Below are 19097 nucleotides of genomic sequence, written 5' to 3'. Positions count from 1 at the left end.
CGGCGGTGACCAACTAGCCGATCCAGTCACCGGTGGTGACCAACTTCTCCGAAAGTCTGGCCATGTTGCTGAAGTTGGTGACCAACTCCACATGGCTTATCTCCGCTTGGACGCGTCTCATAACCACCTTCCCGGTAACTGCCCAAAGATGGCGCGAAGTTGTAGTGTTTGGTTGTGGACGCGGAACGCGCCGCCGTCAATGGGCGGAATCGGTCTCAACGGTCACAGCGGCCCCAGCGGTCACACCGAGAGGTCGCTGAGGCGCTGCGCAGCCGGATCAGGTCCGGAGAGCTGCAGCCGGGACAGCGCATGCCCACGCAGGCCAAGCTGGCCGACGAGTTCGGCGTCGAGCGCGGTGCCGTACGCCAGGCGCTGCGCATCCTGCAGTCGGAGCACCTGCTGTCCAACGTGTCCAAAGGGCGTCCTGCGACCGTCGCCGAGGACGTGGACAAAGCCCTGCCCGGGCCCGAGACACCGCAGCCCACCATGGTGGCGCTGGCGGCGCGGATAGCGGCCGCCTTCGAGGCCCCGCATGTGGAGATCGACGCCCTGTGCCTGACGGCGGTCTCACTCACGCTCGCCATGGGTGAACCCCTCCGGCTCATTCACGAGGGCCGTATGAAACCGGCCAAGGTCGACGTCCGGGTCCTGCTGCCGAGCCGCGACATCGACCTCGCCTTCCCTGTCCCGGTGGACGGCGGCAGCGATGACGACCTGGTGCACGAGCGCTGGCTGGCCCAGCGCAACGCCCAGGGCCAGGTGCTCCGCCACAACCTGCTGGCTCTACGGGCCACCCATGGCATCGACGTCCATGTCACGTTCCGCGCGCTGCCGTTCACGCCGCCGGTGAAGCTGTACCTGCTCAACGGGGCGGAGGCGCTGTTCGCGTACTACACGCTCACAAGGCGCGGCGAGCAGATCGACCACGAGCGACTGGATGTGTACGACGCCCAAGGCACGCGGTCCATGCTGTTCCCCTTCGAGCAGGGGCCCGCGCTGCGGGACACCACCTTCGTGGAACAGTCGCATCTGTGGTTCAACGCACTGTGGGAGACCATCAGTCTGGAGCTTGAGCTCACGAACTGAGGTCTCCCGCAGGTGGATCTTCGAGCGGTTCGAGCGGAGGGTCTTCGGGCGGTGACTCTTTCGGGGCGGGGTCTTCCCAGCTCACAGGGCCGGACCCGAGACGAGTATGGCGAGCAGTACCGCCCCGATCGAGCTGCAGGCGGGGCTCTTGGCCTTGATCCCGATGCTGAGCAGAAGCAGGCCCAGGATGCCGACGGGACCGTACTGCCACTCGACGAGCTCCTCGAAACCGACGACGAATACTGCGGAGATGAAGGCGATGGCGGGCATGGTGGAGCCTCCTTCGGGGAGTGGCGGGCTTCCAGGGGCAGGGCGGGCACTGCGGGCAGAGCGGGTGCTTTCGGGCGCGTACTGCGTATCTGCCAAGTGGTTGCGAAAGGAGGGGGCGGTTCCGCCATCTTGGCTTAGTTGGTTGCCAACATTGAATAACTTACCCGGAGTTGGTTGGCGCTAACCAACAACTCCCGAACAACTCGCCTAAGATGGAGCAAAGTTGTAGCGTTTGGTTGTGACCCAGGAGAACGTCGCAGTGAACGGCAGCAGAAGGCTCTCGCCCCAGGAGATCGCCGACATCCTCAGGGACCGCATCCGCGGCGGCGAGCTCAAGGCGGGCGACCGCCTGCCCACGCAGGCCGAACTCGCCGAGGAGTTCGGCGTGGAGCGCGGCACGGTCCGCCAGGCCCTCCGCGCCCTCCAGGAAGACGGCCTGCTCAGCAACGTCAGCAAGGGCAGCCCGCCGCGGATCGCCGAGGTGTCCCCGTCCACCGACAAACCCCAGCCGACGATGGTGGGCCTGGCCTCGCAGCTCACGGAGGCCTTCTCGGCCAAGCACGTACGCATCGACGCGGCCTGCCTCACCGCCGAGACCCTGCTCACGGCCCTGAGCGAACCGGTGCGCCACATCCACGAGGGCCGCATCCGCCCAGAATCCATCGACGTACGCATCCTGCTGCCGTCCCGGGACATCAACCTGGCCTTCCCTGTCCGGGTGGACGGCCGCAGCGACGACGACCACATCCACCGGCGCTGGCTGGAGCAGCGCAACGCTCAGGGCCACGTCCTGAGCCACAACCTCCAGTCCCTGCGCGCCTCCCACGGCATCGACGTCCACGTGACGTTCCGCGCGCTCCCCTTCACCCCGCCGGTGAAGCTGTACCTGCTCAACGGCGTCGAGGCCCTGATCGCGTACTACATGCTGACGCGACGCGAGGAGGAGTGGGAGAGCGGAACCCTGGACATGTACGACACCTTGGGCTCCACGTCCCTCCTCTTCTCCTTTGAGAAGGGCGCCGGCGAGCGGGACGCGGCCTTCGTCGAACAATCCCAGAAGTGGTTCGACGCCCTCTGGGAAACCATCACCACTGACCTGACACTCTCCTAGTGACCTCTGAAACGGCGCAGACTGACCTGGTGACAGCAGAGACCAAGAAACTGCGGGAACTGATCACCGAAGCACGCTTCGTGCTCTTCGACTTCGATGGCCCGATATGCCGGTTGTTCGCGGGGCACACGGCGGAGCGGGTGGCCAAGGACCAGGTGCGGTGGCTCGAGGAGAGAGGCCTGAGTGGGCTCCTCACGGATGAGGAGCGAGCCGAACCCGATCCACAGGCCGTACTCCGCGCCGTCGATCGCCGGCATCCTGCCGGTGATCTGGTGATCGAGCTGGAGAGACGTCTCACCCTGCAGGAGCTGAGGGCCGTGGAATCGGCGTACCCCACGGCCCACGTGGATCCGCTGATCCGGACTTGGCATGCGGTAGGTGCCCGCCTGGCCGTCGCGACCAACAACTCCCCCCTGGCGGCAGCCCGTTACCTGACCAAGCGAGATCTGGCAGAGTGCTTCGCCCCCCACATCTACGGCCGCACCCAGGACCTCTCGCTCCTCAAGCCGCATCCCCACTGCCTGAACCGCGCCCTGAGCGCCCTGGGCGCCGAACCCTCCGAAACGCTCATGATCGGCGACGCGGCAACGGACTTCCGGGCGGCCGAGAGCGCCGGGGTTCGCTTCATGGGCTACGCGCGTAACGAACGCAAGGAGGAGGTGCTGCGGAAGGCCGGAGCTGAAGTGGTCGTGGAGTCCTTCGAGCCCATTCTGGAGATGCTTCGCGGCCGGAGGCGGTGAGCGCGAACGACTGTGCGTCCAATTGGGCTGGTTTGCTTGTTGGTTGGCGGAGGTACGGTCGCTCTGTGAATGGGTATTGGGTTGGCGACAGTGGCGGCAGGGGCTTCGAGCTTGTACTGAACGCGCTGCGGGCTCGCCTGACCAACGGCACGTACGAGATCGGCGACCGTCTGCCGACGCAGCGAGATCTCGCCAATCACTTCAGCGTTTCCCGGGACACTGTGCAGCGCGTTCTGAAGGCGTTGGCCGGGGAGGGCTGGATCGAGTCCCGTCAGGGCAGCGGCACCCGCGTGATCATGACCCAGCTGATCCAGTTCCCGACGACGAAAGCTGCGCAGCCGGGCCGCGCTGTGATGTTGGGCAGCCTCATCAGCGAGGCGTTCGAGCAGCCCGAGATCACCCTGGACGTTTACACACTGACCTCCGAGTCCCTCGACGCCCATGTCAGGGTGCAGGCCGAACGAATCCGCGCGGGAGAGATAGCGCCGCAGCGCATTGCCCTGCGCATGCTCCTGCCGTCCGAGGAACTGGAGTTGCCCTATCCGCGGCCCAAGGACCCCGCCTACAACGAGCCCATGCGTCAGCGCCTGCTGGGCATCACCCGCCTGCACACGATGTCGCTGCAAGGCGCCCTACGGGAACTGCGAACCGATGGCCTGATCCACACCGTTGACATCGAGATCCGGCATGCGCCGCTGGCCCCGACGTTCAAGCTCTACCTGTTCAACGGTGCCGAAGTACTGCAGGGTCCGTACGAGGTGATCGAGCGCCGCATCGAGCTGGACAGCGGCGATGAGATCGAAGCGCTCGATGTTCTCGGCTTCGGTGCCACCCTCACTCACTATGTCAAGGACGACGACCCGAATTCACAGGGGTCGGTCTCCGTCGCCAGCATGCAGTCCTGGTTCGACTCCGTCTGGAACCTGCTCTCGACGTAGGCGGCCCGCATACGCGGCAGTCCCATTGCGTTTGCTGAGCCAAGCCAGTGGGCAGTTGGTAACCAACTTCGAGCCAAGTGCCGGTGTTTGGCCGACATCCTGAACAGGAGGACAGTGGATCTTCTGACAGGGCAAGAGTTGTAGCGTGTCGCGGTGATCCAGGAGAACGTAGCGGTGAACGGCAGCAGCAAACTCTCGCCCAGGGAGATCGCCGACGTCTTGCGCGAGCGCATACGCGTGGGTGAACTCAAGGCAGACGACCGGCTGCCGACGCAGGCCGAGCTGGCCGGGCAGTTCGGCGTGGAGCGCGGCGCGATACGGCAGGCGCTGCGGATGCTCCAGAGGGACGGATTGCTCACCAACGTGAGCAAGGGGAGCCCGCCGCGTATCGCCTCGCCCGATCCCACCGGAGCCGAAGACCCGCCCCAGGCGACGATCGTGGCCCTGGCACCACGCTTGGCGGAAGCATTTGCCGTACCGCATGTACGGATCGACGCCGTGTCCTTGAGCTCGGAGTCGCTGATGCTGGCGCTCGCGGAGCCCGTTCGCCTCATCCACGAAGGCCGAGTCCGCCCGGAGTCGATCAAGGTCCGTATTCTGGTGCCGAGCATGAAGCACCACTTGCTCTATCCCTCTCCGCGTAAGGGATGGGATCACGACGCGGATCTGTCGGACAGCATCCACCAGCGCTCTCTCAAGCAGCGGAACAATCAGCAGCGGGTCGTCGAGCACAACTTGAACACGCTGCGCCAAACCCACAACATCGACGTCCAGGTCAGCTTCCGCACCGTGGACAGCACCCCGTTCCAGAAGGTCTATCTGCTCAACGGCCGCGAGGTTCTGGTCGCCCACTACATCGTCACGGAGACGACAGAGGAGATCGACGGGACCGCGCGGGAGCTGCACGATGCCTGGGGTACGGGGTCGCTACTCTTCTCCTTCAGCGCGGGGGCAGGACAGCAGGCGTTTGTGCAGGAGTCGCAGAACTGGTTCGACGCCCTCTGGGAAACGATCGCCGCGGACCTGACACTCAGCTAGTGGATTCTGAAACTACAGAGGCCGAGTTGGTGACGGAAACGAACGGGGCGCTCGGAGACCTGGTCGCGCGGGTGCGGCATGTCGTCTTCGACTTCGACGGCCCCATATGCCTCCTGTTTCCCGGAGACTCGGCGGAACGCGTCGCCAGAGATCAGGTGAACTGGCTGGAGGAGCGAGGGCTGTCCGGACTGCTCACCGAGCAGGAACGCGATCATCCGGATCCGCATCTGGTCCTCAGCGCGGTGGCTGGCCGTCATCCTGGCAGCGACCTGGTGGCTGAGCTCGAGGAACTGCTCACCCAGCAGGAGCTGAGAAAGGTGCCGAGAGCGTGGCCCACGCCGTATGCGTATCCCCTTATTCGCACCTGGGTGGCCGTGGGAGCGCGGATGGCCATAGCCACCAACAACTCGTCCCGCGCGGTGAGGAAGTACCTCGCGGACCGGGAGCTCACAGACTGCTTCGCTCCCCACATCTACGGCCGTACACAGGACCTGAGTCTCCTCAAGCCGCACCCGCACACGCTGCAGCGCGCACTGAACGCCATGGGGGCGGCTCCCGATTCGTCTGTGATGATCGGCGACTCCCCGACCGACTACGCAGCCGCCCGGGAGATGGGCATGGCGTTCATTGGCTACGCGCGTAACGAGGAAGTGGGGAAGGGCCTGTTGGAGGCGGGCGTCGCACCGCAGTACGTCGTGGAGTCGCTCGACCGTCTGCTGCACGTGGTGCGCGGCCGCTCCTGACGTAGTGGATCACGCCTGGGTCATCAGCAGGACCAGCACCACCGCGCCCACTGTTGTGCAGGTGGTGCTACGTGCTTTCAGTCCAATCCCCAGGAGAACCAGGCAGGCGATGCCGAGTGGACCGAACTTCCACTGCATCGCTTCCTGGAAGCCCACCACTGCCACAGCCGGTATGAGCTGCATGAACCTCATGATCCCCACCCATTTCCGTCGTCTAGGCCGTCAATATTCCGGCCAATTGGACTGGATTCTCTTGGTTGGGCTATCCCCTGCTTGATAGATCCAGTAACCAACAGTCCAATCTTGAGGCGAATTTGTCGGGAAGTGGTGTGGTGGGCGGGTGGAAGAGGTAGGTTCGGCGGGTGGCCACGTCACAGAGCGACGAGAACAAGGGCCGGCAGTTCCGCCGCGTCGCGAACGCCCTGCGCGACATGCTGACCGGCGGCGCCCTGAGGGAGGGGGACCCGCTGCCCCGGCAGCGGGACCTGGCGGCCGAGTACGGGGTCTCACGCGACACTGTGCAGCGGGTCCTGAAGGAACTGGCGGAGGAAGGGTGGATCATCGCGCGCCAGGGCAGCGGGACGTTTGTGCGCGAGAGGCCCGAGGGGCAGATGCCGGCACCGCGTCCCGGACCGCGCAAGGGCGTGCTGCTCGGAGAGCTGATACGGGAGGCCTTCGCGCGGCCCGAAGTGGTCCTGGACGTCTACAGCCTCACGTCCGAGACCCTGGCCCGGCACATCCAGACCCAGGCGGACCACATCTCAGCGGGCAAGGCCAAGGCTCCTGAGAGGGTCGCGATCCGCATGCTCCTGCCCACTCTGGAGCCGCCGCCGCGCTACCCCTGCGTGAAGGGGGACCCGGCCGACACCCGGCTGACCGACCGCTGGTGGCAGATGTCCCAGACCCACGAGGACGGTGTGCGCACAACCCTGGACGACCTGGTCCGTGATTGGGGAATGCGCGAGGCCAGGGTCCAGGTGCGCCGGACGCCGTTGACTCCGGAGTTCAAGCTCTACGTGGTCAACGGGTCCGAGGTCCTCTTCGCGCCGTACGAGGTGGTCGAGCGCCCGGTCCACCTCCGGGACGGCAGCGTGGTCACGGGCCTGGACGTGCTGGGCTGGAGCACCACGTTCACCTACTTCAGGGAGGACAAGAGCAACACCGAATCGAACGACTCCCTGTTCGTCAGCAGCATGCGGGGGTTTTTCGAGTCCCACTGGAACCTGATGGCCCAGGAAGCGTCGGACACGACCGCCGACCGGCCCGCCGCGGACCCGAAGGGGCCATCACAGTGACGCTGAGTAGCCACGCTGGTCCACATGCTGACACATCATGAGGTTGATCATGAGACGGGCTACGCTGACCGCTCATGGCGCCACCTCAGCCACACCGAGCTCTCAGGCCACTGGTCCGCCTGCTCGTAGAGGTGCGCCGCCGTCGGCCCGGAGTGGCCATGGTCACCGGCCACCACAATCTCAATTACATCGTTGCCCTGGGCACGCCGCTGGCGTGGTTGCTGGGGGAGGAGTCGGGGCAGGTTCGCGCCAAGTTCCGGTTCCCCTACGAGACGGTGGAAGTGGTGCCCCGGATCTGGCGGAGCGAGTCAGAGGTGCTGCGGGCGGTGAGTAACCGCTTGAGCGACGTCCCGCGGTGCATCCACGACTTCGGCACGTGGTCGGTGCACGCCTTCCTGGAGGGGTGCTCCCTCGCCGAGGAGGCACCGGTCGGCGAGCCCGTCGGCACCGAGCGGCTGGCCGCGTTCGCGGAGTTCTTCGCCCGCGTGGCGGACATCCCGGAGAGCGAGCTGCCGCGTCGCCCGGACAACTGGCCCGAAGACGGGGACAGTGCGGGCTTCCTGCGCTGGCTGGCCGACTTCGCGGATGGCGTGCACCACAGGAACCTGGCCCGCTTCGGGGAACTGTTCGACGCGGTTGGGGTGCCGTCCGACGCCGTCGGGCGCTTCATGGACTCCGTCCCGGACCTGGCCGAGCGGCCGTTCGCCCTCCTGCACACCGACGTCCACCGTGCCAACGTGGTGGTGACTCGGCAGGCCGATAACGAGTATCTGTCCGTCATCGACTGGGAACTCGCGATGTACGGCGACCCCCTGCACGATCTCGCCACCCACCTGATCCGGATGGACTACGACGTGGACGAGTACGCAGAGATGATCCACTTGTGGAAGGAAGCCATGTGCAGGTCGGGCCATGCCGAGATGACCGAGGATATGGAGCGTGACCTGCCGGTCTACATCGACTTCGAATACGTGCAGTCGGTCTTTCCTGACGTGATGCGCGCCGCGCTCGGCCTCCCCGCGGAGCCGGGACACGAGGACTTCGCACGGGCTGCTCGCAGTGTGTGCCGTGCGATGACCCGGGCCTGGAAGCTGCTGATGATGGAAGACGCACCCGTGGACGAGCACACGGCGGAGGAAGCGCTGCGGGCCTGGCATGCGGCGGATCGAGCAGGGCGGATGGAGCTGCAGCATGGTGGTTGACCTGGCAGGTCTCACGGAGGCTCGCGAACGGCTCGCGGCGGCGCGCGGGGTCCTCTTCGACTTCGACGGTCCAATCTGCCGGCTCTTCCCCGAAGGGGTGTCCGTGCATGTGGCGGACGAACTCCGGCGTACTGTCGACGACTTCGGCGCCGGGAACGTGCTCGCGGCGCGGGAGCGCACGGACATTGACCCGCATGTGGTGCTGCGCGCGGTGCACCGGGCGGCGCAGCGGGACCGCGGCCTGCGGGGCCTCGTCGCGGAACTGGAGAAGCGCGTGACAGACGGGGAGCTGGCCGCCGTCCCGTCGGCGTGGGGCACGCCGGGGGCGGAGGACCTGATCCGCACTCTGTTCGAGCAGGGTCGGCGCCTGGCCGTGGTCACCAACAACTCCCCGCGTGCGGCGTCCGCATATCTGGAGGACAAGGGGCTGTGCGGCTGCTTCGAGACCATCCACGGCCGCACCAACGACCCGGGCCTGATGAAGCCGCACCCCCATGTCCTCACCCGCGCGCTGCGGAGCCTGGACCTCGCCCCTGAGGACGCGGTGATGATCGGCGACACGGCGACCGACGTGGAGGCGGCGGACCGCGCGGGCGTCCCGTTCATCGGCTACGGCCGCAACGCCCGCAAGGAATCAGGGTTGCGGGGAGCAGGGGCGTCGCTGGTGCTCAGTTCGTACGGGCCATTGCTCGACGGGGCGTAGCCCTGTGGCAGGTGCCGGACACCGGGCGGCGGAAATCGCCGGTTCCGAGGGCGTGGTCGAGGGCCCGCTGCGCGGCCACCACCATGAGACGTACGTCTTCCCCCTGCCGTATCCGGAGAGCGGGGACCCGGCCCGATGGAAGATCCGCGAGCCGCAGCCGAGCCGAGACTGGTTCGACCGGAAATGCTTTGCCGGTGAGGAGCAGTTATTGATGGCCCTCGCCGGGCGGGTGCGGTCTGTTCCGGAGGTGATTCAGGTCGAGTCGATCCCCCTGCAGAGATTCGTGGAGGGCGAGACCCTCGGCTCCCGGTTCCAGGCGGGGCGCGCGATACCCCCGCACCACCTCGGGCAGCTCATGGGCGTGTTCAGGGATCTGACTGCGATCGACCCCGAAAGCCTGCTCGTTCGGCGTCGGTGCAATCCCCTGGATCGGGCAGCCGACGGCGACTCGTCGGGGTTCCTGGAGCGACTCGTGGTTTTCTCCGAGGAGAACGTGTACAAGCGGAACCTCTGGGCCTTCGGTTCCCTCTTCCGGAGCCTCGGCCTCGACCAGGACTGCTTCGGATGTCTGCGCAAGCATGTGTCGGGGCTCCAGGAACGGCCCTTCCACCTGCTCCACGGTGATCTGCACCGTGAGAACCTCATCGTCGATCCGCAGGATCGACTGTGGGTCATCGACTGGGAACTGGCCATGTTCGGCGATCCGCTGTACGACCTCGCCACCCATCTGTATCTGATGCGCTATCCGCACCGGCAGGCACATGAGGTGACGGCACGCTGGGCGGAAGCGGTCGAGAACGTGAGACCGGGCGCGTCGCGGGGATGCACTGCGGATCTGGTCCGTCTGGTCACTTTCAAATGGGCGCAGTCCGTCTGCACGGACGTCATCCGTGCAGTGACCGCCCTTCAGAGTGGCCTCACACTCCCGCGCGCGGTTCAGCAGGTGCGGAAAGTCCTCGAGGCCGGAGCCGAACCGCTGGGCCTGGACACGGTACCGACCCGGCGGCAGACAGCGGCAGCTCTGCTGTGGTGGAAGCGGCAGTACGCTCAAGACGCATGAGCACCAGCGAGACGGGTCTGCGGGAGCGCAAAAAGCAACGTATGTACCAGGCGGTCTCCGACGTCGCGATCGGGCTCTTCCTGCAGAAGGGGTTCGACGCCGTCTCCGTAGCCGAGATCGCCGCCGCCGCCGAGATCTCCAAGCCGACCCTCTTCCGGTACTTCCCGGCGAAGGAGGACCTGGTCCTGCACCGGTTCGCCGATCATGAGCAGGAGGCCGCGCGGGTCGTTGACGAGCGGAGCGAGGGGCAGTCGCCGCTCGATGCGTTGCGGGTGCACTTCCTTGACGGGCTGGAGCGGTGTGATCCCGTCACCGGGCTCAATGATGCCGAGCCCGTGCTCGCCTATCACCGGCTGCTCTACGGGACCCCCTCGCTCGTGGCCCGGCTGTCCGGGTTTCTGGAGCGGTCCGAGGAGGCGCTCGCCCGGGCCCTCGGCGGGGACCTCGAGGCGCGGCTCGCCGCCGGGCAGATGGTGGCCGTGCGGCGGATCCTCGCGATGGAGAACGTACGGCGGATGGCTGCTGGGGAGCGCGCGGAGGAGGTCCGGGCGGATGCCGTTGCCGCGGCCGAGCTGGCCTTTCGGCAGTTGGGTGCGGGGTTGAAGCGGTTCGCCTGAGACGTGGTTCGGTCCGTAGCGCCACCGACCTCTCGCACGAGATGAGACTCGATAATAAATTTAACCAAGTAACGTTTTGGCGTTACCCTTGCTGGAATGACGTCCCCTGAGCCCTCCCTCCAGCACGCCCTCACCCAAGAACGTGCCCATCACGAAACCTGTCGAGCCGCCCTCGCCGCGATGATCGACGGCGCCCAGGAGCACGTCGTCACCGGCGAGGACGTCTCCGCCTCCGGAGCCGACGCCGAAGTGCTCGGCTATCAACTGCGCAGCAAAGCAAAGGAGTTGAAGGAACTGCCCGAAGGGCCCTTGTTCTTCGGGCGGTTGGACTTCGACGGTGGCGAACACGCCGGGCAGAGCTATCACGTCGGGCGGCTGAGGATCAGCGAACACCCCGCCGCCCCACCCCTCGTCGTCGACTGGCGCGCCCCTGTCTCACGCGCCTTCTACCAGGCGAGTGCCCGCGACCCGCAGGGCGTCCGAGTGCGCCGGCGGTTCGGCTGGGCGCCGGGCAGCCGGGGCGAGTCCGCCGGCCTCACCGGTCTGGAGGACGAGCACCTCGGGGAGGAGCCCGGTGCGGGGGAGGCGCGGCAGCAGGGCCGTGGGCAGAGCCGCATCCTCGCGGGCGAGATCGAGCGCCCGCGCGTCGGCCCCATGCGCGACATCGCCGCGACCATCCAGCCCGAACAGGACGATCTCGTACGCGGCGACCTCGCGACCTCCGTCTGTGTGCAGGGCGCTCCGGGCACCGGCAAGACCGCGGTCGGTCTGCACCGCGCCGCGTACCTCCTCTATACGTACCCGCAGCGCATCCAGCGCTCCGGCCTACTGATCCTCGGACCCAACCGCACCTTCCTCTCGTACATCTCCCAGGTGCTGCCCGCGCTCGGGGAGACGGGCGTACGGCAGTCGACCCTCGCGGACGAGATCGCCCGCCATCCCGTGACGGCCACGGACGCGGAAGCGGCGGCCGTCGTGAAGCACGACGTGCGGATGGCCGAGGTGCTGCGCCGGGCGCTGTACGCCCGCGTCGGGACGGAGGGCCCGGGCGACCTCGCGGTGCCGGACGGTGCGTACCGCTGGCGGGTGCCGGGTGGGGAGTTGGCGCGGATCGTGGCGGGCGTACGGGACGAAGAGCCGCCGTACGCGGTCGGGCGGGAGCGCGTACGGACGCGGGTCGTACGGCACATTCAGCGGCAGGCCGAGCGGCGGGCGGGGCCGGTGCCGAACGCATGGGTGCGGAAGATCGAGCGGGCGCGGGCGGTCAGCGAGTACGTCGACACCGTGTGGCCCGCGGTGCGGCCGGAGGAGGTCCTCGCGGAACTGCTCGCCGATCCGGACGCGCTGGCCGCGGCGGCGGACGGGGTGCTGGACGCCGACGAGCAGAAGGCGATTCTGTGGGCCCGGCCGCCTCGGTCGTACAAGTCGGCGCGGTGGTCGGCGGCCGATCTCGTGCTGCTCGACGAGGTGGCGGGGCTGGTTCAACACCCGGAGGGTTACGGGCATTTGGTGGTCGATGAGGCGCAGGATCTGTCGCCGATGGAGTGCCGGGCGATCGGGCGGCGGGCGGCCTTCGGCTCGGTGACGGTACTCGGTGATCTCGCGCAGGGGACCACTCCGTGGGCCGCGCGCGACTGGCCGGTACTGCTCGGGCAGTTGGGGAAGCCGGAGGCCGCGGTGGTGCCGTTGACGACCGGGTTCCGGGTGCCGGGGGCGGTGGTCGAGCTGACCAACCGGCTGCTGGCCCGGCTTGATGTGCGGGTGCCCGCGGCCCGATCGCTGCGGAGCGACGGCGAGTTGAGGATGCGGAAGGCCGCGGACGTTGCCGGTGAGACCGTCGCGGCCGTGCGGTACGCGCTCGCCCGCGAAGGGTCCATCGGGGTCATCACGGCCGACTCCGATGTCGTACGGGTGCGGGAGGCGCTCGAGGCCGCGGGGATCGAGTCGGCGGGGCCGGACGAACTGGGCGCGCGGGTCGCGGTGTTGGGAGCCGGGGTCGCCAAGGGCCTCGAGTACGACCATGTCGTGGTCGTGGAACCGGCGGCGATCGCGGAGGTGTGGGGAGACACGGGGGACGAGGGTGAGGCGGCAGGCGCGACGGGGATGAGTGCGCGGGGGCTGCGTCGGTTGTATGTCGTGCTGACCCGGGCCGTGTCCCGGCTCGATGTGGTGCACAGCCGGGCGCTGCCGTTCGGCTGATCGGCTGATCGGCTGGTCGGCTGGTCGACCGAGGCCGCTCGGTCCCTGCGATCGGGGTCCCGCGACTCCGTCGGCGGTCCTGAGTTGCCGGTCTCCGTGCCCGGTGCCACCGTGAACGGGGGGCAACGCCGACGGCCTGGCCATGGACACCTTGCAGGTCAACGGCAGTACGCGTCGATCCACGACTGAACCGCGCCCCGCGATCCGAGGCGCCTGACAGCCCGTGCGCCGACGCGCGTCCACGAAACAGGGGGAGCGCACAGAAAGCGGGAAAAACCACATGGCGAACGGACCCATGGACAGGCGCGCCTTCGGCGAACAGCCCAACCGGCAGGGTGCGCCGGGGATGGGACAGGGCACGGAGTACACCGGCCGGTACGTGATCCTGCTCGACCCGAGCAACCAGGAAAGCGGACTGAACGCGCTGCGTTCCTCCGCCGACATCGCGTCCGTCGAACGTGTCCGGGGAAGCGAGGCCGGCAATGTCGCCGAACTCCTCGAGCGCCCCGACGTATCGGTGCACTTCGAGGAACTCGGCGCCGCCGTCGTCGAGGTACGGCCCGAGCAGCGGCACGCGCTGGTGACCACGGCCGAGGCGGAGTCCGCGATCATCGCGGCGGAGCCGGAGCGCATGGTCTACGCATCGCCGGTCATCACTCCGCAGCAGGCGCCGACCGAGTTCTACCCGGCCTTCCGCAGCGACGAGGACGTGGTCGCGCGCCACACCCGGGCCGAGATGGCCGCTGCCCAGGGCCCGGCGTGGGACGAGCAGCGGTGGACCTGGGGCATTCAGGCGATCCACGCGCACCTGTCCAGCCTGACCGGACGCGATGTGAAGGTCGCCGTCCTGGACACCGGCGTCGACACCGATCACCCCGACTTCGCCGGACGCATCGAGGCGACGGCCTCCTTCGTACCCGGCGAGACCGTCGAGGACGGCAACGGGCACGGCACGCACTGCATCGGCACCGCCTGCGGTCCGGCCAGCCCCCAGAAGGGGCCCCGGTACGGCGTGGCCTGCGACGCCCGGATCCTGGCGGCGAAGGTGCTCAGCAACGGGGGCAGCGGCACCGACGGCCAGATCCTGGCGGGCATGGCCTGGGCCGTCGCCCGCGGTGCGCGGGTGATCTCCATGTCGCTGGGCGCGCCGGTTCGGCCGGGTGAGCTGTTCCCGCAGACGTACGAGAAGCTGGCCAAGCGGGCGCTCGAGCGGGGGGTGGTGATCGTCGCCGCCGCGGGCAACGAGAGTAACCGTCCCCCGGACATCATGCCCGTCGGCCGGCCCGCCAACTGCCCCTCCATTCTCGCGGTCGGCGCGCTGACCAAGGGGATGATGTCGGCCTTCTTCTCCAACGGCGGCATCAACGGCCAGGGCGGCGAGGTCAACATCGCCGCCCCCGGCTGGCAGGTGCACTCGGCCGCCCCCGGCGGCGGATACCAGCCCATGAGCGGCACCAGCATGGCCACCCCGCACGTCGCGGGTGTCATCGCCCTGCTCGCCCAGGCGAACCCCAACGCCACCGCGCACGACCTCGTGGCGGCCCTGAAGTCCGGAGCGTTCCCGCTGATGCTGCCCATCAGGGACGTCGGCGCGGGTCTGCTGCAGGCGCCGTGAGCGAGTCGCACCGTTCCGCGCCGGTCGGGGTCATCCTCGCGGTCGACCCCGACCGGTTCGCGGAGGTGGTCGAGGCCCTGCGGCAGGCCGGGCTGACGGTCACCGGAGAGCAGCCGGTCCTGGGCACGCTCTCCGGCACGGTCGCGGAGGACCGGATCCCGGCCCTGGAGGCGGTCGACGGCGTCGACTCCGTCGACCGGGACCGCACGATCCAACTGCCGCCGCCCGACTCGCCTATCCAGTGAGCCGACGTCCGGTGATCACGCCGGACGGTGGGACTGTCACGCCGGCGCGTCGAGTATGGGGATCAACTGCTCCTCCTCATAAGTCAGATGGGCTTCGAGCGCGTCGGTGAGGCGGTCGACTTCCTTGCGTACGAGTTCCCTGCGCGCGAGTTCTGTGCGGGCGAGGTCCGTGCGTGCGAGGTCCGTGCGTACGGGGGTGGGGTCGCCCTCGCTCCCCGGGCCCGCGGCGTCGATGACCGCCTTCAACTCCTCCACCAGCGCGGCGATCTGCTCGTGCTCCTGGCTCAGCCGCTCGATGGTCGGGGCGAGTTCGGGGTGGCGGGCGGCGAGGGCCGGGAACATGCCGGCGTCCTCGTGGGTGTGGTGGGCGTGCAGGTGCTGGCAGACGGTGAGGCAGTTGACGCGGAGCTGGGCGCCGAGGGCGGTGGTGCCCGGCTGCGCGTCGGCGAACTCCTTGCGTATCAGGGCGAGTTCGCGTCGAAAGACATCGTGGATGGCCCTGAGTGCCTCGCCCATCGAGGAGGCGGCCAGATTCGGCGGGCCGTCGCTCGGGATCTCGTGCAGGGCGACCACGGGGATCACGCGGTCCGTCTTCGCCTCGTACTCCGCCCAGCCCGGCTCGGCCTCGACGGCGCGCGCGAAGAGCTGGTCGCGTTCCTCGTCCGCCAGCACGACGGCCCGCGCCTCGAAGGTGAACACCCCCGTCTCCACGGTGACTTGGGGGTGGACGAGGAGGTTGCGGAACCAGTCCGGATGCTTTGGCGCACCGCCTGCCGAGGCGATGACCAGGACCCTGTCGCCGTCGGGGAGGTAGCCCACGGGGGTGGTGTGCCGGGTGCCGGTACGGGCTCCCGTGGTGGTCAGCAGGAGCAGCCTGGCTCCTTCGAAATATCCGCCTACCTGGCCGGCGTTGCTGCGGAACTCTTCGATGACTTGCTGGTTGAAGTCGTTGGGCATTCTTTTCTTTCTGCTCTGGGGTACGTGGATAGAGGTCGTGGATTTCTGGGATTTTCCTGCGTGCGGGCAGGGCGAATTGCCACGGGGCGCATACGAACGCGAAACGCGACCGTGGTGAAGGAGGTGACGAAGAGGAGAGATGAAGAGCGGTGATGAAGAGCGGTGACGAAGAGGGGTGACGAAGAGGGTGGAGGGCGCACGGCGCGGCGGAACGCGCGCTCAATACGCGGACTCAGAAAAAGGCGGGCCCCTGGCCCACCCCGGCCTCACGCGGAGGCCGGGAACCCAACTCGCTTGTGGCCCATGGCCGACCCGGCAGTCACGAGGAAGACGCTAATGGAATACGGACGGTTGGGCAATGCCGTATTGCTCATTGCCCATTGCTCGCCGGGTCAAGCTTCGGAGTGAGTACTCACGCCGCCAAGAGGGATGAGGGCTCATAGCGGGCTCGCTGAGGGCTCACCATGCAGCCAGACCCGGAGCGGACCGACCGGTTCGAAGCCATGGCGGAGGGCTGCCACGAGGTCGTCGCCCTGCTCGTAGCCGACCAGGGGCAGGGTGGGGAACAGGCGGTTCATCGCGTTCAGTACGACCGGCCAGGCCGTGTCCGGGTCGCCGTCCAGCGCGAAGACATTGGAGATCCCGACCACTTGGTCGCTGTCGCTGCGGCTCGCCACCGCGCCGGTGACCACTCGGCCGTCGGCGGACCGTCCGGCGAGTACGAAGGTGGCGGCGTCGTTGAGCAGTTCGGGCCGGAAGAGGTCCGCGTGGCCGCCCCCGTCGTCCCAGGCGAGCGCCCAGTCGCGCAGCGTGCCCGGGTCGCCCGCCACGTCCCAGGCGAGATCCGACGCGGGGGCCGGCACACTCGCCGGGCGGTGGATCCACTGCGCCTCGAACAGCACCTGGAAGCCGGCCGCGGTCAGGTCGAGGTCGGCGAAGCTGTCCTTGACGGAGGCGCCGGCCGCGGTGGTGTCGATCCCGGCCACCAGCGCGGCCGGGTCGGCGCCCGGCACCAGCGTGACCGCGTCGGGGTAGTACAGCGGCGTACGGGACGGAGCGGTCCAGGCCTGTGCCCCGAACTCGCCCGCCAAGCCGTGCGATCGGCTCATCGCCGCGCACCACTCGGCGTTGTTGCGGGCGGCGGCGCGGACCAGGGCCTGCTTGGAAGTCGTCACGAGTGCGGATCATGACGACTTCGGCCCGGCCCGTCGACTGGGTTTCCGCCGGTCTTCCGCTGACTGACTGACTGACCGCCCGACGGCGTCGCCGTGGGGACCGACCACCCGAAGCCGAACGGGGATGCCAGATGCCAGACGCCATAGGAATCCCCTATAGGGCGTGCTGAAATTTCGTCTTTGCCTCTCGTTCTTTTCTCTACGTACCGTGAAACAGCTCGACGAGGTGCTCACCGCGATTTCTCCGAATTTTCGCGCCCTGCGCACGTCGATCGACTCATATTCCGTCGAGCGGACAATTACGCGATCGAGAGGACCGGTGGCATGACCACGATCGAGAACGGATCGATAACGCGAGAACTCGCGGGAAAGCGGGCCCTGGTCACGGGTGGTTCTCGCGGAATCGGAGCGGCCGTCGTGCGCCAGCTCCTGGACGCGGGCGCCGAGGTGCTCACCACCGCCAGGTCCGCGACGAGCGCGGTGCCGGAGGGGGCCACCTTCGTCGAGGCCGACGTACGGACACGGGCCGGCGCGGAGGCGCTCGCCGCGGCCGCGCAGGAGGTGCTCGGCGGGGTGGACGTCCTAGTCCACAACGTGGGTGGGGCGCAACCGTACAAGGGAGCTTTCGCCATCCCCGAAGAGGTGTGGCAGGACGCGCTGGACCTGAACTTCCTGTCGTCGGTGCGGTTGGACTCGCTGTTGGCACCGGGGATGCGGGAACGGGGTTCGGGGGCGATCGTGCACGTCTCCTCGGCGGCGGTACCGCCCACGCCGCCACCGTTCCTGCACTACACGGCGGCGAAGGCGGCGCTGGAGAACTACAGCCGGGGGCTGGCCGCGGAGCTCGCTCCGTTCGGGATCCGGGTCAACACCGTGTCTCCCGGCAGGACCGCCACCCCCGGAGGCGAAGCCACGCGGGAACAGTGGGCGCGCCTGTACGAGGGGCCCGGCCAGGACCCGGGGGCCACCAACACCCCTCCGCTGGGGCGCGAGGGTCAGCCCGACGACATCGCCCAAGCGGTGCTGTTCCTCGTCTCCGACCGGACGAGCTGGCTGACCGCGAGCAATCTCGTCGTGGACGGCGGTGAATTCCCCAGGGGCTGACGCCGACGGAAATTCCGAAACGCCGGCTTCGTCGAAAAGAATTCCGCGACACCCGCTTCCTTCTGGTATTGTAGTACTAGCGGCCGTCAGGGCACCGGCGAGTAAGAAGCGAAATCGGATTCGGGCCAGGTCTCCTGACGCAGGAATTCGAGCAGGGCCGTCCCCGCCGGGCCAGAAGCGGGCCGGACCACGGCGATGACGGGCTGGGACACGACCGGGAACACCGGGCGTACGAGGTGCTCGTAACCGTGGGGCACCGCGGAGGCCGGGACGAGGGTGGCCCCCAGCCTGTGGGCGGCCCAGCGCACGGCCGTCGCCGACTGGGACACGCGGGCGGCCGTGGTCGGGGTCAGACCGTTGTCGCGCAGCACGTTCAGCAGTACGCCGTCGAGCGCGCTGTCGCGGTCGAACCTCACCCACGGCTCCCCCTCCAGCTCGCGCAGCTCGACCCGGTCCGCGGTGAGCTGCCGGTGCCCGGCGCCCAGCACCACGACAAACTCCTCGTCGCCGAGGTGGTGGGCGTCGGCGGGAGTCCGCTCGCACGCCGCCATCAGGGCGAGGTCCAGCACGCCCCGGCGGCACAGCCGCTCCAGCTCGGCGGAGCTCGGCTCCTCGAAGACGGTGACCTCAAGCCGCGGAAAGCGGCGACGCAGCGCGCCGAGCGCGCCCGGCAACTGCCGCGTGCCGAAGCCCATTTGCACCGCGACCACGAGCTCGCCCACCAGCTCGTCGGCACCAGCCCGCGCCGTAGCCCTCGCCCGCCGCGACGCGCTCACCGCGACCTCCGCCTCGCGCAAAAACGCACGGCCGACCGCGGTGGGCACCAGTCCGCTCGGTGTACGGGCGAACAGCTCCACGCCGAGTTCCCGCTCCAGCCCGCGGATCTGCTGGGACACCGACGGCTGAGCGACGCGCAGCACCTCCGCCGCCGCCGTCACCGAGCCCTCCGCGGCAACGGCCAGGGCGTACTCGTACTGACGAAGGCTCATCGGCTCCCGC

At 68.3% G+C, this 19097-nt stretch carries 20 protein-coding genes; 15 read left to right on the top strand and 5 right to left on the bottom strand.

Annotated features, from left to right (window positions below; translation table 11 throughout):
- The first annotated feature begins 168 nt into the window (after positions 1 to 168).
- On the top strand, positions 169 to 1086 hold the full coding sequence (locus G6048_RS14620; RefSeq protein WP_165339951.1) for a winged helix-turn-helix domain-containing protein: 918 nt from the start codon (positions 169 to 171) through the stop codon (positions 1084 to 1086).
- An 81-nt stretch (positions 1087 to 1167) separates the two neighbouring features.
- Here G6048_RS14620 and G6048_RS14615 read toward each other — a convergent pair whose 3' ends face one another.
- Positions 1168 to 1356 (bottom strand): hypothetical protein, encoded by a 189-nt coding sequence (locus tag G6048_RS14615; RefSeq protein ID WP_165339950.1) that lies wholly within the window; start codon positions 1354 to 1356, stop codon positions 1168 to 1170.
- A 232-nt stretch (positions 1357 to 1588) separates the two neighbouring features.
- Here G6048_RS14615 and G6048_RS14610 point away from each other — a divergent pair, with 232 nt between their 5' ends.
- The 5 genes from G6048_RS14610 to G6048_RS14590 all read left to right on the top strand — a co-directional run bounded on the left by G6048_RS14610 (position 1589) and on the right by G6048_RS14590 (position 5926).
- The gene (locus G6048_RS14610; protein ID WP_165339949.1) at positions 1589 to 2467 is read left to right on the top strand and encodes a GntR family transcriptional regulator; all 879 of its coding nucleotides are present in this window, start codon (positions 1589 to 1591) and stop codon (positions 2465 to 2467) included.
- A gap of 29 nt (positions 2468 to 2496) precedes the next feature.
- Positions 2497 to 3207, top strand: coding sequence for an HAD family hydrolase (locus tag G6048_RS14605; RefSeq protein ID WP_165339948.1), 711 nt, complete (start codon positions 2497 to 2499; stop codon positions 3205 to 3207).
- Positions 3204 to 4145, top strand: coding sequence for a winged helix-turn-helix domain-containing protein (locus G6048_RS14600; protein ID WP_328825965.1), 942 nt, complete (start codon positions 3204 to 3206; stop codon positions 4143 to 4145). The genes G6048_RS14605 and G6048_RS14600 overlap by 4 nt, the downstream gene beginning before the upstream one ends.
- 153 nt (positions 4146 to 4298) lie before the next feature.
- A complete protein-coding gene (locus G6048_RS49515) occupies positions 4299 to 5183 on the top strand; it encodes a FadR/GntR family transcriptional regulator (RefSeq protein ID WP_328825963.1) in 885 nt (294 codons plus the stop codon).
- Complete coding sequence (locus tag G6048_RS14590; protein WP_328825961.1) at positions 5183 to 5926, top strand: HAD family hydrolase; 744 nt, start codon at positions 5183 to 5185, stop codon at positions 5924 to 5926. Before G6048_RS49515 ends, G6048_RS14590 begins: the two co-directional genes overlap by 1 nt.
- Positions 5927 to 5935: 9 nt before the next feature.
- On the opposite strand, the gene G6048_RS14585 is transcribed toward G6048_RS14590, so the two are convergent.
- The gene (locus G6048_RS14585; RefSeq protein ID WP_235989806.1) at positions 5936 to 6109 is read right to left on the bottom strand and encodes a hypothetical protein; all 174 of its coding nucleotides are present in this window, start codon (positions 6107 to 6109) and stop codon (positions 5936 to 5938) included.
- 179 nt (positions 6110 to 6288) lie between these two features.
- Here G6048_RS14585 and G6048_RS14580 point away from each other — a divergent pair, with 179 nt between their 5' ends.
- From G6048_RS14580 to G6048_RS14545, 8 genes are all read left to right on the top strand, one after another.
- Positions 6289 to 7221, top strand: coding sequence for a GntR family transcriptional regulator (locus tag G6048_RS14580; RefSeq protein ID WP_165339946.1), 933 nt, complete (start codon positions 6289 to 6291; stop codon positions 7219 to 7221).
- Between the two features lie 74 nt (positions 7222 to 7295).
- Positions 7296 to 8423 (top strand): phosphotransferase family protein, encoded by a 1128-nt coding sequence (locus G6048_RS14575; protein ID WP_235989804.1) that lies wholly within the window; start codon positions 7296 to 7298, stop codon positions 8421 to 8423.
- Entirely contained in the window at positions 8413 to 9126 is a 714-nt protein-coding gene (locus G6048_RS14570; RefSeq protein WP_165339945.1) for an HAD family hydrolase, read from the top strand. Before G6048_RS14575 ends, G6048_RS14570 begins: the two co-directional genes overlap by 11 nt.
- 4 nt (positions 9127 to 9130) lie before the next feature.
- Positions 9131 to 10186, top strand: coding sequence for a phosphotransferase (locus G6048_RS14565; protein ID WP_328825958.1), 1056 nt, complete (start codon positions 9131 to 9133; stop codon positions 10184 to 10186).
- Entirely contained in the window at positions 10183 to 10803 is a 621-nt protein-coding gene (locus G6048_RS14560; RefSeq protein ID WP_165339944.1) for a TetR family transcriptional regulator, read from the top strand. Before G6048_RS14565 ends, G6048_RS14560 begins: the two co-directional genes overlap by 4 nt.
- A gap of 96 nt (positions 10804 to 10899) precedes the next feature.
- Positions 10900 to 13002 carry a HelD family protein gene (locus G6048_RS14555; protein WP_165339943.1) on the top strand — a complete coding sequence of 701 codons (2103 nt, stop codon included), beginning with the start codon at positions 10900 to 10902 and terminating at the stop codon, positions 13000 to 13002.
- 280 nt (positions 13003 to 13282) lie between these two features.
- Positions 13283 to 14617: a S8 family peptidase gene (locus G6048_RS14550; RefSeq protein WP_165339942.1), complete on the top strand. Its 1335-nt coding sequence runs from the start codon at positions 13283 to 13285 to the stop codon at positions 14615 to 14617.
- Positions 14614 to 14862, top strand: coding sequence for a hypothetical protein (locus G6048_RS14545; protein ID WP_165339941.1), 249 nt, complete (start codon positions 14614 to 14616; stop codon positions 14860 to 14862). The genes G6048_RS14550 and G6048_RS14545 overlap by 4 nt, the downstream gene beginning before the upstream one ends.
- 36 nt (positions 14863 to 14898) lie before the next feature.
- Here the strand turns inward: G6048_RS14545 and G6048_RS14540 are convergent, their stop codons facing one another.
- Entirely contained in the window at positions 14899 to 15819 is a 921-nt protein-coding gene (locus tag G6048_RS14540; RefSeq protein WP_165339940.1) for a nitroreductase/quinone reductase family protein, read from the bottom strand.
- A 437-nt stretch (positions 15820 to 16256) separates the two neighbouring features.
- Positions 16257 to 16994, bottom strand: a complete 738-nt coding sequence (locus G6048_RS14535) for a hypothetical protein (protein WP_165339939.1) — start codon at positions 16992 to 16994, stop codon at positions 16257 to 16259.
- Positions 16995 to 17318: 324 nt separating this feature from the next.
- On the opposite strand from G6048_RS14535, the gene G6048_RS14530 reads away from it, so the two are divergent.
- On the top strand, positions 17319 to 18098 hold the full coding sequence (locus G6048_RS14530) for an SDR family oxidoreductase (RefSeq protein WP_165339938.1): 780 nt from the start codon (positions 17319 to 17321) through the stop codon (positions 18096 to 18098).
- 86 nt (positions 18099 to 18184) lie between these two features.
- On the opposite strand, the gene G6048_RS14525 is transcribed toward G6048_RS14530, so the two are convergent.
- Positions 18185 to 19087: a LysR family transcriptional regulator gene (locus G6048_RS14525; protein ID WP_165339937.1), complete on the bottom strand. Its 903-nt coding sequence runs from the start codon at positions 19085 to 19087 to the stop codon at positions 18185 to 18187.
- Between the last annotated feature and the right edge of the window lie 10 nt (positions 19088 to 19097).

Origin of the sequence: Streptomyces ureilyticus, from assembly GCF_011045025.1 — a bacterium.
Lineage (GTDB): Bacteria > Actinomycetota > Actinomycetes > Streptomycetales > Streptomycetaceae > Streptomyces > Streptomyces ureilyticus.
This window is presented reverse-complemented; position numbering and strand designations above follow the sequence as displayed.